At 36.4% G+C, this 13,252-nt stretch carries 14 protein-coding genes; 1 reads left to right on the forward strand and 13 read right to left on the reverse strand.

Features of this window, described 5'->3' with window-relative positions:
* Positions 1-180: 180 nt before the first annotated feature.
* The 3 genes from C406_RS0110595 to C406_RS0110605 form a co-directional block, all read right to left on the reverse strand.
* Entirely contained in the window at positions 181-903 is a 723-nt protein-coding gene (locus C406_RS0110595; RefSeq protein WP_017380597.1) for an exonuclease domain-containing protein, read from the reverse strand.
* Between the two features lie 111 nt (positions 904-1,014).
* Positions 1,015-1,980, reverse strand: a complete 966-nt coding sequence (locus C406_RS0110600) for a DUF294 nucleotidyltransferase-like domain-containing protein (protein ID WP_017380598.1) — start codon at positions 1,978-1,980, stop codon at positions 1,015-1,017.
* A 77-nt stretch (positions 1,981-2,057) separates the two neighbouring features.
* Positions 2,058-3,320, reverse strand: a complete 1,263-nt coding sequence (locus C406_RS0110605; RefSeq protein ID WP_017380599.1) for an ammonium transporter — start codon at positions 3,318-3,320, stop codon at positions 2,058-2,060.
* A 48-nt stretch (positions 3,321-3,368) separates the two neighbouring features.
* Here C406_RS0110605 and C406_RS20745 point away from each other — a divergent pair, with 48 nt between their 5' ends.
* A complete protein-coding gene (locus C406_RS20745; RefSeq protein ID WP_192812598.1) occupies positions 3,369-3,551 on the forward strand; it encodes a hypothetical protein in 183 nt (60 codons plus the stop codon).
* 395 nt (positions 3,552-3,946) lie between these two features.
* Here C406_RS20745 and C406_RS0110610 read toward each other — a convergent pair whose 3' ends face one another.
* From C406_RS0110610 to C406_RS0110655, 10 genes are all read right to left on the reverse strand, one after another.
* Positions 3,947-4,576, reverse strand: coding sequence for a hypothetical protein (locus C406_RS0110610; RefSeq protein ID WP_017380600.1), 630 nt, complete (start codon positions 4,574-4,576; stop codon positions 3,947-3,949).
* Between the two features lie 102 nt (positions 4,577-4,678).
* A complete protein-coding gene (locus C406_RS0110615; RefSeq protein WP_017380601.1) occupies positions 4,679-6,064 on the reverse strand; it encodes an alkaline phosphatase in 1,386 nt (461 codons plus the stop codon).
* Between the two features lie 353 nt (positions 6,065-6,417).
* Entirely contained in the window at positions 6,418-6,771 is a 354-nt protein-coding gene (locus C406_RS0110620) for a hypothetical protein (RefSeq protein WP_017380602.1), read from the reverse strand.
* 19 nt (positions 6,772-6,790) lie between these two features.
* Positions 6,791-7,021: an SHOCT domain-containing protein gene (locus tag C406_RS0110625; protein ID WP_017380603.1), complete on the reverse strand. Its 231-nt coding sequence runs from the start codon at positions 7,019-7,021 to the stop codon at positions 6,791-6,793.
* A 682-nt stretch (positions 7,022-7,703) separates the two neighbouring features.
* Positions 7,704-7,943 carry a hypothetical protein gene (locus C406_RS0110630; protein ID WP_017380604.1) on the reverse strand — a complete coding sequence of 80 codons (240 nt, stop codon included), beginning with the start codon at positions 7,941-7,943 and terminating at the stop codon, positions 7,704-7,706.
* Between the two features lie 9 nt (positions 7,944-7,952).
* A complete protein-coding gene (locus C406_RS0110635) occupies positions 7,953-8,630 on the reverse strand; it encodes a response regulator transcription factor (protein ID WP_017380605.1) in 678 nt (225 codons plus the stop codon).
* Between the two features lie 31 nt (positions 8,631-8,661).
* Positions 8,662-10,026: a sensor histidine kinase gene (locus C406_RS0110640; protein ID WP_017380606.1), complete on the reverse strand. Its 1,365-nt coding sequence runs from the start codon at positions 10,024-10,026 to the stop codon at positions 8,662-8,664.
* 522 nt (positions 10,027-10,548) lie between these two features.
* A complete protein-coding gene (locus tag C406_RS0110645) occupies positions 10,549-10,809 on the reverse strand; it encodes a hypothetical protein (RefSeq protein WP_017380607.1) in 261 nt (86 codons plus the stop codon).
* A 14-nt stretch (positions 10,810-10,823) separates the two neighbouring features.
* The gene (locus tag C406_RS0110650; protein WP_017380608.1) at positions 10,824-12,197 is read right to left on the reverse strand and encodes a TRAP transporter large permease subunit; all 1,374 of its coding nucleotides are present in this window, start codon (positions 12,195-12,197) and stop codon (positions 10,824-10,826) included.
* 260 nt (positions 12,198-12,457) lie between these two features.
* Complete coding sequence (locus tag C406_RS0110655; RefSeq protein ID WP_017380609.1) at positions 12,458-13,021, reverse strand: DUF2179 domain-containing protein; 564 nt, start codon at positions 13,019-13,021, stop codon at positions 12,458-12,460.
* Between the last annotated feature and the right edge of the window lie 231 nt (positions 13,022-13,252).

Raw genomic sequence — 13,252 nt, forward strand, 5'->3', positions numbered from 1 at the left:
CTAAATAACTTAAGTAATTCTTGAATGAATCGATCAAGTTCCGTATCTTTTTTGGACGTAACATAATTTATAGGACAAAAAGAAACGAGCGATGGCCAAGGCCATTGCTCGTTTCTTTTTCTGCAGACAATCCTGTGACTGGTTTTCGTCTTTCTCTCCCCTGCCATCCTTGTTCACAAGTTATATTCTTGCATATCGACTATAAACATCATTTAAAGTTTCGCAGCCTATTTGTTTAGCTTTATCTACATACATACTCCAAAGTTTTGCGGTCATTTTGGCATCACCTAGTGCGTGATGACGATCGATAATAGGGATGCCGTTATGTGTGCAGAGATCTTCTAATGTGACAAAATTCATTTTGGGCTCGACTACTTTAAAGAGGAAAGACGTATCTACAATGCGGTGCTTGAATGGCGTTCGAAACAATTTAGAACTGGCATGTTGCATGAAATTTCTTTCATGGGTAGCGTGATGTGCGACAAGTGTGCAGTCTTGGATAAACTTGATAAATTTAATAAAAACATCAGCTAATTGCTGTGCTTCTTTTACTTGCTCATTTGTGATACCAGTTAATTGTACAATTTCCAGTGGAATCTCTTGGTCATAGTGGACTAGAGAATAAAAAGTTTTCTCTTCTAGGATTGTTGTTCCACACATTTTTGTTGCACCAATAGAAAGTATGCTATCCCCTTTTTCTGGAGAAAAGCCTGTTGTTTCTATATCGAACACTACGACATTTAGCTCTTGTAATGAAATGCTCAGTTTATCCTCCTGATTCATTTCTTTTTGGAGATTTCGTAAAAATGCCATTTGTTGTGAGTTTTGAATATCGCCAATACTGGCGTTCGTTCGTTTTCCTTGAAGACCTCGTAATATTTGCATAAATGGTTCAAATGCCATCACTTACACCCTTTTCACGCAAATACACCTCAGCATATTTACGTCCAGATTTTGAATTATGCAAGCACGATTAACACCTTTCAAAAGCTGCGACACGCGAAGGATACTCCTTTATTTATTTGAGGATAAAGTTAAAGCGATCACTTCATCATGTAACCTTTTGCCATCTTTTAAAATTCGTTTAATTTCTTTTCGTTCATTTTTCGATAATTTTTCTATATTTAAATAATGTGTATCTGGATATGTTTCACCTCGAACTAATGACAAGCGATATTTTAATAAGTCCGAGAAATTTTTTTCACAATTTAGCAGTACTTTTTCATAACCATTTAGCTGAATTAATTGGCTCATTCGGACCAATGTTGAGGTTTCATAAATACCCTCTTTAATAGAAAGTAACCGAATGGCATTTACATATGGCAAAAAGGCGGCATATTTCAAGTCCACACATCCTTGATAAATACCATAGCGTTCCACTAATATTTGCCCAATTGGTCCAATAACATTTTTAACATGCATGACATTTGCAATACAACGATCCAGAAGGGATGGATGTACTAATTGATAGTCATAAATAAAGGATTTTAATTGATGGATATAGCCGATATTCCCATATAGAGCTCTTGCATCATAAAAAATGTGAAGGTGCCTGATGGATTCCCAGCTTTCATTTTCCATCCACTCTTGAAGCTGTGTTTGCCAATCATGCAATGACTTACACCATATTGGATTTGAGCTCATGATTTTTCCTTTACAATATGGGTAGCCAGTAATATGAAGTCCGTACGAAACTTCTTCACCTAACTCTTTAAAATAAGCATCATTTACTTCATTTGATATTTCATAAACGATGCCATGATCTTGGTCACTGATAAAACCTTGTTCAAATCGTCCGCCGCTCCCTGTAATAAACCATGTAAAATAGCAGGGAGGATTGTCTTTTTTCATTTTACTTTTGGCGACTGCCATTACTTTGTGCATTGCTTGATCATGAAAATGATTGAGAGAAACGGTGTCATCTAGGAAGGCGGTTATATGTTGATCCTTCCATTCTCTAATAGATTCATACGTTTCCAAGATTACACTTCCTTTTAAGCAAAAAGCCTCCTTATGAAGAGGCTTTTGACTATTTATTGAGTTTTAATTTTTTTTAGTTAGATTTTTGAATCTTCTACAATCATTTGTTCAGGATAGCCATAGCTTCCGTGTTCGCTCATATCTAACCCCATGATTTCTTCTTCTTCAGTAACACGAATGCCGCCCATTACTTTTTTCATAATGAACAAGATAGCATAGGATACAACGAAAGCAAATAAACCACAAGCGACAACACCCATTAGTTGTACGCCTAATTGATCGAATCCACCGCCATAAAATAATCCAGGTTTCCCAACTGACGCCAGTTCTGGTGTAGTAAAGAATCCTGTTGATAAAGTTCCCCAAACCCCTGCAGCCCCGTGTACGGATAAAGCGTAGATTGGATCATCTATTTTTTTCTTTTCAAAGAATCTAGCACTATAGAATACTAGTATTCCTGCGATGAAACCAATGACAACAGATGCCCAAACATCTACGAATGCACAAGATGCTGTAATGGCAACTAAACCTGCTAATGCACCATTTAAAACAGTCGGAATATCTGGTTTCCCTAATGCAACCCAAGAGATTAATGTTGCAGCTACAACACCTGCAGCTGCAGCAAGAGCTGTATTTAAAGCCACAAATCCGAAGAATGCAGCATCTACTGACACTGTACTACCTGCGTTAAATCCGAACCAACCAACCCAAAGGATTAAAACACCCAACGCTGTATACACTTGGTTATGACCAGCAAGATTATTCGATGAACCATCTTTATTAAATCTCCCAATTCTCGGTTTAAGCAACATGGTTGCAGCAAGTGCTGCCATTGCGCCAGTTAAATGAACTACAGTGGATCCAGCAAAGTCTTGTTTGCCATGTTCAGCTAACCAACCACCGCCCCATATCCAGTGAGCAATAACGGGGTAAACGATAATCCCGAATAGAATAGTGAAGATCACATATGCAGAAAATTTTGCGCGCTCTGCAAATCCACCAAGAGCGATTGTTACTGCAATCCCTGCGAATGCTAATTGGAAAACAAAAAATACAGATGTATCGACAGCCGCATCCAATGCTAACTTTCCAGAGTAGAAAAAGTCTGACATACCTACGAAGAAATTCGCATCACTACCAAAGATAAATCCGTAACCAACTGCCCAGAACACTAACGATGCTAAACCAAATGTGAAAATGGTTTTCCCAGCAACGTGTCCTGCATTTTTCATTCGTGTTGAACCAGCTTCAAGTAAGATAAATCCACCAATCATAAAAATAACTAGAATTGCAGCAACCATTGTCCATAAACTATTCATTAAAAACATGACATCTTCCATAAATAATTCCTCCCTTTTGTATCATGTTATGTTTTCTGTTTATTCTATGTGACGAAACATAACATGTTGTATATTATATTATTTTACCGGATGATTTATGTAAGTCAATTGAATTATCAGAATTTATTTTATTTTACAAAAGTAAAGGCGGCAATTCGTTTAGTTGATTGTACTAGTGAGGCGTTGAGCGAGTTGAGGTTTGAAATTATTTTTGCATCGAAATTAATTTGAACATTTTTTTCACAAGAGGAGAACTTTTTTAGATTGTATAGTTGATGAGAGGATTACTTTGCAAATTAAAGTAACACTTAGCCTATCCTAGGTCGCCTACTACATTGTCTCAATATTGAATATTTTTAAGGTTATATGAACTAAAGAGTCCTAAACTAAATAAATCAGATTTCTGGGACGAAGAAGACCGCATACCTGGTGCACCATAACCTAAAGAAAAAAATAATGAGAGGTGGCAATGGCCACCTCTCATTATTTTTATGCTGGTAACTCCAGTTACTCATCGCAGAGGAAACCTTGCACTTGCAGATTCATAAGAATTTGATACAAAAGATGATGCGCCTCGTTTACGAACAATAGCGGCCGAAGATACAATTTCGGCCGCTACAACATTATTAAAATTTAATTTTTATTTTTTGTGATTCGATGATTTTCTCTTCGTCTTTATCAAACACATCACTTGTTGTTATTTCAATCCATTCAAGATCATTTGAAGACTCTACAATAAACCCTATATTCCCTTTTTTTGTTTCATTGCCTTCTATTTCTCCGTTTAAATCTTCAAGATAAATATCACTTTCCCAATTAAATTTTTCGCCTGTGCTGGTTTCAATAAGAGCTATTGGTGCGAAATTCACTTTTTCTGGGTACTTATTCTCAATCTCTACAAATACTTTTACAAAATTAAAATCCTCTTCTTGTGTTAACACATGGAAATAATCAATCAAACTGTAGTCTGGTCTTAGATGGATTATTTTCATGTCTTTGACTGTGAGTTTTATTGGACCATCTTCATACGTCTTATTCACTTGATTAATGGCCTTTAACGTAGCTTCACCTTTTTCATCTGACACGGTTTGATCAACTTCTAGTAGTGTTCGATCGTCTGGGACCTGTGGATTTGAATTGTAGTCATTCAAATAATCAATATTTGCTGGTTTTTCTTTTACAGAGGCTACGGTATTATTGGAACAACCTGATATGACTAGAGTTAATAAAACCAATAGGGCAATATGTTTTTTCAAAAGTAACCCTCCTACTATGCATTCATTTTAAAAAAGAAGGACTGACTTTTTATGTAACAGTCAGATCCTTCTATCTATATTAATCATGTGGCAAGAAAAAGTTTATTTATCATCAATTTGTGTTTTATTTTTTCCTTTTTTCAAGATATCAAAAATAATTTTTGCGTTGTCTGTATTGTCAATTTGTCCTGCAAAACGCTCTGCACCAGGTCCGAAGGCATATACAGGAACGTCCTCGCCAGTATGACCACTAGTAGTCCAGCCTGTGTTTGATCGGCTATCAAATATTTTTTCTATCGCATTATCAATATCTACTGCTTTCTTAGTAGATACATCCTTCACAGATTGAATCTCCTCAGTAGTCAAATCAAGATCAATATATTTTTTCAGTGTTTCTTCTACACTTTCACCATTTACGATTTCTTTTGCCATGAAATCAGGTGTACGTTTGGCTGCTTTAATGGGCTCACCAAACCAGTTATAAATGCCATCTGAACCGATTGAATAACCACCTGTGGAGTGATCAGCAGTTGCGACAACTAATGTATGCTTGTCCTTTTTCGCAAATTCAATTGCTGCTTTAAATGCTTTATCAAAGTCTTCCATTTCACTCATCGCAGAAACGATGTCATTGTCATGCCCAGCCCAGTCAATTTGGCTTCCTTCAACCATTAAGAAGAAACCATCCTTGTCTTGATTTAAACGATCAATAGCCGAAGTGGTCATGTCACCTAAAGAAGGTGTTTCCTCTGAACGGTCAATCATTTTTGGCATTCCACGGTCAGAAAATAGGCCCAGAACTTGTTTATTTGTATCATTTAATAATTCATCCTTACTTGTTATATGGCTATAGCCATCCTTTTTGAATTCTTCAATAAGGTTACGATCTTTTCGATCAAATAAATCAGTCCCTCCACCAAGAAGGACATCTACTTTATGTTCACCATTAACTAGTTCATCATAATAATCATCCGCAATGGCATTCATGTTTTGTCGACTTTCATCATGTGCTCCAAATGATGCTGGAGTTGCATGAGTAATTTCAGATGTGGCAACAAGTCCAGTTGCTTTTCCTTGTTCTTTCGCGGCTTCCAATACCGTTTTCACTTCTGAACCATCATTATCCACAGCAATTGCACTATTGTATGTTTTAATTCCAGCAGACATTGCGGTTGCAGCTGAAGCAGAGTCTGTTATGTTCTGAAGTGGGTCTTCTGGATACGTCATTTGCAGACCTACAAGATATTTATCAAGCTCCGTGCGATCTGCGAATTTCGTTTCAGGCGTGTCTTGTAGGTAACGATATGCAGTTGTATATGAAACTCCCATTCCATCACCAATCAAGAAGATGACGTTTTTAATTTCTGGCGTATTCACCTTTTTTTCTTTTGCTTCAGCCATAGAGATAGATCCTCCTAAACTAGCAAATGCAACAGTCGACATCACAGCTAAAGGGATAAGTTTCTTTTTGAATTTCTTATTGAACATTCAACATTCCTCCTAATCCTTGATAGGACAAATATATACTAGTAGTGTTAATGCTCCATGAAGGTGAAGTAATGTTTTTGTAAACCCAGTTATTTCTAAATAAATTTTATTTGGATAAAACTTTTATTCTACTTTTAGTCCTGAGTACCTCGGCTAAAATAGGAACATACGGACATTTTTATTGTTCAAATATATTAAAAACGTGTCCTTTACAACGTATGCCTAAAGAAAAAAACGTACAGTGGCTGAGCCAATGCACGTTTTTTTACGATGAATAGCGGCCGAAAATACAATTTCGGCCGCCATTCGTATTATAATCTATTTTACATAACAAGTTGATGGTGCAATACTCTTTAATTCCCCATCATACCTTTAAAATTGTGGCTGTTAGCTGAACCTGCAGTTCCATGCATTCCTTTATAGAGTTCTAGCAATTCCTTATTGCTTAATTCACTTAATTCGGGGTGCATTTCCTTCATAAAACGCTTCATTTGACCAAAATTCACATTTCCATTTTCCATGAATTCTTGCATCTCCTCGAAGTTTTCAGAGTTCATCATGTCATGCATTTGTTCCATATCTATCCCCTGGTTTTGCATTAAGTTCCCTGAATTTTCGTTTGCAGATGCTGATGTCATATACATACCAGTACCACCTGCTGTGATAAGAGCTGCTGCTAGTATTCCAGTAACGATTGTTTTTCTCATTTTGATTTTTCTCTCCTTTTTATAAAATATTTTTTTTAATGTCTTCAAACTCTTCCGACGATATTTCACCTTTGGCAAGCCTGATTTTAGCAATTTCCATAGCGTCTGGACCCAGGACTTGCTGAGAACTATTTGACCCATTGGCATTTTTGTTTTTCGCGAAGTAGTAAACTACAAAACCGATGATTAACAATAATACGATCCACATTAAGACTCCGCCTCCCATTCCATAACCCATACCATAGCCCATTTTCTTTCTCCCCTTTCGTTTGACTCGTTGTTGTTCCTATAACTTAACTATAAAGGTTAACTATGAAGAAAGTATGGAGACCATATTGATTATTAAGAAAAACCGGGGAAAGTGTACGCCCGGTCCTTTAAGAAGGGTAACCATAGAAACCCGTTTATTTACCCTACAGTGGACGCTTTTCGCAGGCTTGGCTTCAGTCTCCTCGTCACTGCAAAAACATGTGCTCATGCACCTGCGTTTCAATCAACTAATATAGATGGCAACTACGATTATAGGTTGGTTCTATCTCTAGCTTAACTTAGAATCATTCGTGTCTTAGCAATAAGCTATTGATAGATTTTCTTGTTGGTTACTTACTCACCAACACTTAATTGATTGAAGCGGAAGGCGGCGACTCCTACGGGATTAGCGGGACAGGTGAGACCCCGCAGTGGAGCGCTAGCGACCGAGGAGGCTCTCCGCCCGCCCCGTGGAAAGCGTCCGCCTGTTTCTGCATCGCTACGCTAGCTTCGAAACATGAAAGGGCGTTGAAACGGAAATCAACACTATTAATAAATCATTTTTTTGTCTAAAACACCTTAAACACTGGATTTATGGAACTAAAATTATATACTATCTTATCTTTTTAAAAAAGTGTAGATGGCCGCTGTTACAATGCCATCTACACTTTCCACATGCTATTTTATTTGTTTCTTTTTTTCATATACATCATCCAGACCAACAGTATGATACCCAACAAAATTAACAAAAGCCAAAACATTTGGCCAAACCAGAAAGACATGTGATGGAACATCATTTTATGGTCCATCATCATTCCCATCGAACTTGGAGGAAACCAAATCATCCTAACTACAAATAATAGAAATGAAATTCCGATTATTACTAATAACATTAATATCGTCATCCATACGGTTTTTTTCATATGCTCACCTTATTCCACTTTATATCCAATACCCCACACTGTTTTGACGAGTGATTTCTCAATTTTAGCTTCTTGTAATTTTTCCCGTAGATTTTTAATATGCGAGTCAACCGTCCGCTCTTCTCCCATAAATTCTATTCCCCAAATGAGTTCCACAAGCTGTTCTCTTGAAAGTACTTTACCGCGGTGCACTATGAATGTTTGAAGAAGATCAAATTCAGTTTGGGTTAGGTCTAATACTTCTCCTTGATAGATGGCAACACGTGAGGTTAGGTTCAAGATAATGCCTTTGTATTTTAACACTTCATCATTTTTTCTATCATGGTGCTGAGTTCTACGTAATAAAGCTTGCACCCTTGCCATTAGCTCAGCTTCCTCAAAAGGCTTAACTAAGTAATCATCGGCACCTGTTGATAAGCCCTGTACCTTATCCTGAATCGAGCCTTTAGCCGTTAGCATCATAATGGGTATATCAGAGATTTTCCTTACTTGCTGTAATGTCTGCCACCCATCCATCAACGGCATCATGACGTCAAGAATCATTAAATCATAGTCATTTTTCAACATTTTATCATAAGCTTCTCTTCCATCCTCCGCTTCTTCTAGAAGATAGTTTTCTTGTTGCAAATATAGTCGTAACAGTTGTCTCATTTCAAATTCATCGTCAACAATCAATATTCTTTTCATTTTCTCACCCTACTTATATAAATTATCTATCTTATAATTTAAGGAAAATAGTAAATGTCGATCCTTCTTTCTCCTTACTGCTACCAATTATATTGCCATGATGTGATTCAATAATTTGTTTGACCACATATAAGCCGAGTCCAGTCCCTCCTGTTTTTCGTGTCCTAGATTGGTCCACACGGTAGAATCGTTCCCAAATTTTAGGTAACTCTTCAGAAGGGATTCCGATACCAGAGTCTATAATTTCAATGATCACAAAATCACTTTTTAAATAAGAGCGAACTGTAATCTGACCTTTAATGGTATATTTAATCGCATTTTCAATAAGATTATAAAAAACTTGCTCCATTCTTTCCAAGTCCACAGAAATCTCAGGTAAATCAGCCTGGTAGTCAGTTTTAATATCTAACCCCTTTTTTCTTGCTGCAGGCATCAGGTTTGAAACCACTTTTTCAATAAGTTCATTAATCATGGTTACTTCTTTATTTAATTCAAATTTTCCTACCTCAATCTTGCTCATTTCAAAAAGATCATTCACTAGAAAAGTAAGCCGACTAGCTTCTTTATTAATTATGTTCAAGTAATTCTCTTGATCCTCTTTATTGGAAACTTTACCCTTTGCAAGAATATCGCTATACCCCTTAATGTACGTTAATGGCGTACGGAGTTCATGAGAAACTTCTGCTAAGAATTCATTTCTACTGTTTTCAAAATACTGCAATTGTTCCCCAAGTAACTGTATCGAATTACCAAGTTGTGCGATTTCATCATTTCCTTTAACTGAAATTACTTGCTTGTATTTTCCTAATGCTATTTTATTTGTTGCCTCTTTCATGATAACAAGAGGTTTCGTCAATCTTTGTGAAATAAGCCCAATAAGCCCAAAAGCCAGTAACAAGATACCTAAACCTGAGACAATGAATAAAACATTCATGACATAAATAATTTCTCTTAAGATTTTAGATGGGTAGTACATATACACATAGCCAGCGTTATTTTTCATTGGGGATATCGTAATAATGTATTTGTGTTGTCTCCAATCGCTTTCTAAAACACGGGCAGTTTGTTTACTTCCTTTGTCCACCAAATGATTGTCCATATCTTGGTCAGGAGTTTCCGATGATGCGAGCACTTTCTGTTCAACATCTGTTATTAGTACACTCGTCGAAGCACCTTTTTCCATCTCGATTACATGTCCAATGGTTTCCTTGTTGGGGCTTTCGGCTACGATTCTAGCGTGATTATTCCCTCTAACTTGCAAATCCTGCGTAATGTAGTCAACAAATAAATTCGTAAATACACCGTACAATATGGAAGCCAGAATCAAAAACAACCCGATAAAGATTGTGCTAAACAATAGACCGATTTTTAACGTGATGCCTAAATAATTTTTCATTCATATGCTCCTTAAAGGTGAACGAGATAAGCCTTTTTTCGCTTTATCAATTGAGAATGATTTCCTACACTTTTATCATAATCTAAAAGTGTTGAGAAAGTATGAAGAAATTAGTAATAAGCTAATTTTTTACGATCGTTAGGTGCAAATAAATAGTAAGTCTGAAACTTAATTGATCAGGTTCCGGAATGCCTCGGATGCAACATGAAGCAACATAAGCTAAAGAACAAAATAAACGAACGGTGGGCAATCCCATCGCTCGTTTATTTTGTTTCGAATAATGCTACAGTTGGTGTGTCCATAACTCCCCTGGCAACCTGCGTAAACATATGGATTAATTTTTCGGTAATGAAAGAATAGTTCCTCTTTTACGATGAATAGTTCTACATATTAGAGGGGTTGTCCTGAATTAAGATCATTCTCTCGAACAGTCACTTCCACTAACAAACGTGAATACCGCCTCATTACAAAGCAATACTTTTTAGGGGTTCTATTTCTTCATTACGTTCTCCAATGCTGTCTTCAATACTCTTCAACCTTTTCCACATTTATGGTTAACGTATGTTGTTTACTTACGTAAATATGAATAATCCCTGCCAATGTAGCTACTGCGGCTAATTTAATTCCCCAAGTCATTATTTTACCTGCCAATATAGCAATACTTTCACCCGGAACTCCTCCAATAACTATTGTTACGGCAAACATCAAAGCAACAACTATACCTAATACCAATGTTAATAGCGCTAACCAAGTATAGACTTTCTCCAATAAGTTATTAAACATTGAAATACCCCTCCTTATTTTAGTCCGAATATAGGTAATAACCCTGCGAGCAATACCATGCTTAAGGCAATGTGGATTACAATCCACAAAACTGCCAGCTTGGAAGTTTCCCTAAATGATGAACCTGCAATACCCATAGCTACAAATAAGCCTAAAGCAAGAGGAGGAGTCATACCTTCTAGAGCTCCTGTCATTGCCGGAAGCATTGCAGCCAGTAAAACCGGGTTTCCTCCATGAGCTCCAAATACTGCTATCATGGCTCCTCCCAAAATAGCTACTTGAGCTGAACCTGGTAAAATCATACCGAGAACCATAAAAAACAGCGGTAAAATAAATATCAAAGCCGTAACACTAAAACCTAAAGATACAAACCATTCTTTCACAACCGATTCCATTCCTAAACCAATAAAAATTTGGGATGTGGCATAAGCCATATAGATTGTTACACCAATCGGTACAACTTTTATTAAAGAAGAACGAAACATAGTAAAAATATTATTGAAGTTTATACGACTTGCTGGAAGTGCTTTTCGCCCAATAGCAATGGCGTAAGCCCCTGCTAATCCTGGAGTGAACATTAAAACAGATGAAGAATATGCACGTGCACCATCTTCTCCGATTCGCCCTATGATGAAGTCTTTAAATTGGGAATCGATCAATAACGGAATAAAGATTAATGCTGGCAATAATAATGCAGGCCATCCCTTTTTAAAGCTCTTCTTAAACGTTGGTAAATCTTCTTTCAGAACTGGTTTCACTTTATAAATACGACATAATACCCATAAAGTAAGCAAACGTTGAGCGAAAAACCAAAAACCAATTCCGTATGCAACAACCATCCAACTGCTTAATGAAATACTGTCAGGGTACACTTCCTGTAGAATTCCAAATGATAAAATAACAATTCCAGAAGGAGGGATGATATTGCCCAACATACTCGCAGACATTTCAGTACTAGCTGCCAAAGCAGGAGAAAAATTCGAACGCTTCATCATGGGAATTGTAAATACACCAGTAGTTGCTACGTTACCAGGACCCGTTCCTGATAAAGATGCCATAAACGTACTTCCTAATAAGGCTACATATCCCGCACCGCCCTTAAATCTCCCCACCACAGATAACATTAACTGAATAATGCTGTTTACAACTTTAGTACTATCAAATATTATCGCTACAACCATAAAAGCAAAGATGGCATAAAATAAAGAACTAGTTGATGGAAATAAAAGTGAACCCCAAAACAATTCATATGACCCTGAAATTACAATAATAAAAACAAATGACAATGTCATAACTTCATACATTGGCCTCCGGAATACCACGAACAAAACAGCAACAAATACAAGTAAAGCTACTAAATACCATATCGGAACAGGCACGCCAAACATGTAAACTCCACCCCCGTTTTTGTTATAACCATTTATTCGGTGGTTATAACGTGTGATGAAATTATAACAAACTATTTAGAATTATCAAACATATTTTTATAAATGAGTGATTTTTCAAATGTAGTTTCTTGTAATTTTTCCCTAAACTTTTAATGTGTGAATCCAACGTTAGATGTTATGAGAACCATTATATAGAAAAAATCCGGTATTTTTATAGTCCAAAAAACCGATAATTTCTTATCGGTTTAGGGTGTTTTATGTTAAATCATTGAATCTTTGTTAATGGGTCCTTGGATCTTCTTTTTCTTTTTTCGTTTTTTCATTGATTTTACCCAGAAACCGCCTTTGAATGTCTTTGGTTCATACGCAATAATGAAAGCATTAGGTTCATACTCCTGTATTAATTCATACAAACCCTCTTCTTGATTACGCTTTGTTAATATCTCCAGTTTATAGCGGGCTTCATCTCTACCTTGACCAACAAATGTAGTAACCCCATATCCTTCGCTTCGAAGTTGTTCTATAAGTGTTTCATTTTTATTGGTAAGAATTACTTGTAGTGTAGTGTAACCTATCGCAAGTTCATGCTCGATTTTTGTACCAATTAATATCCCTACACCAAAACCTAGAGCATACACAAACATTGTCATAAAGCTCTGATCTCCACTGAACACTATTGACAAACCAAACACATAAATCAATGCTTCTGCAAAACCTAAAAGTGAAGCAGCTGCGGACCTTCCCTTTACCAGCATGATTGTTCTCAGTGTAAAAGTTGGAACATAAATCAATTGTAATACTAATATAAATAAAATATCTTTCATCTTTATCCTCCTATTACCTCAATAACTAAAAAGAAAGTGTATCACTATTCAAACCCTTCCGCACTTAATTCCTTATTAAAACCTATTATGTTTTTCACTTCACCTTTAATGAAAGTCTTTCCGTGCATTTTGTAAGTAATCACTGTCAGTTCAAATTCTAATGATAAGAAAAAAGTGTCCGGCATCTTTTAAAAACAAGAGGCCGAAGGTTTAGTTTAGTGCGAAAGGATC

This window comes from Paenisporosarcina sp. TG-14 (genome assembly GCF_000297555.1).
In the GTDB taxonomy this organism is placed as follows: Bacteria; Bacillota; Bacilli; order Bacillales_A; family Planococcaceae; genus Paenisporosarcina; species Paenisporosarcina antarctica.

Excerpts from the sequence above, each read along its gene's own strand:
- C406_RS0110595 (WP_017380597.1), bottom strand. The coding sequence starts at position 903 with ATGGCATTTGAACCATTTATGCAAATATTACGAGGTCTTCAAGGAAAA.
- C406_RS0110605 (WP_017380599.1), bottom strand. The coding sequence starts at position 3,320 with ATGGAAGATGTCATGTTTTTAATGAATAGTTTATGGACAATGGTTGCT.
- C406_RS0110615 (WP_017380601.1), bottom strand. The coding sequence starts at position 6,064 with ATGTTCAATAAGAAATTCAAAAAGAAACTTATCCCTTTAGCTGTGATG.
- C406_RS0110620 (WP_017380602.1), bottom strand. The coding sequence starts at position 6,771 with ATGAGAAAAACAATCGTTACTGGAATACTAGCAGCAGCTCTTATCACA.
- C406_RS0110625 (WP_017380603.1), bottom strand. The coding sequence starts at position 7,021 with ATGGGCTATGGTATGGGTTATGGAATGGGAGGCGGAGTCTTAATGTGG.
- C406_RS0110630 (WP_017380604.1), bottom strand. The coding sequence starts at position 7,943 with ATGAAAAAAACCGTATGGATGACGATATTAATGTTATTAGTAATAATC.
- C406_RS0110635 (WP_017380605.1), bottom strand. The coding sequence starts at position 8,630 with ATGAAAAGAATATTGATTGTTGACGATGAATTTGAAATGAGACAACTG.
- C406_RS0110640 (WP_017380606.1), bottom strand. The coding sequence starts at position 10,026 with ATGAAAAATTATTTAGGCATCACGTTAAAAATCGGTCTATTGTTTAGC.
- C406_RS0110645 (WP_017380607.1), bottom strand. The coding sequence starts at position 10,809 with ATGTTTAATAACTTATTGGAGAAAGTCTATACTTGGTTAGCGCTATTA.
- C406_RS0110650 (WP_017380608.1), bottom strand. The coding sequence starts at position 12,197 with ATGTTTGGCGTGCCTGTTCCGATATGGTATTTAGTAGCTTTACTTGTA.
- C406_RS0110655 (WP_017380609.1), bottom strand. The coding sequence starts at position 13,021 with ATGAAAGATATTTTATTTATATTAGTATTACAATTGATTTATGTTCCA.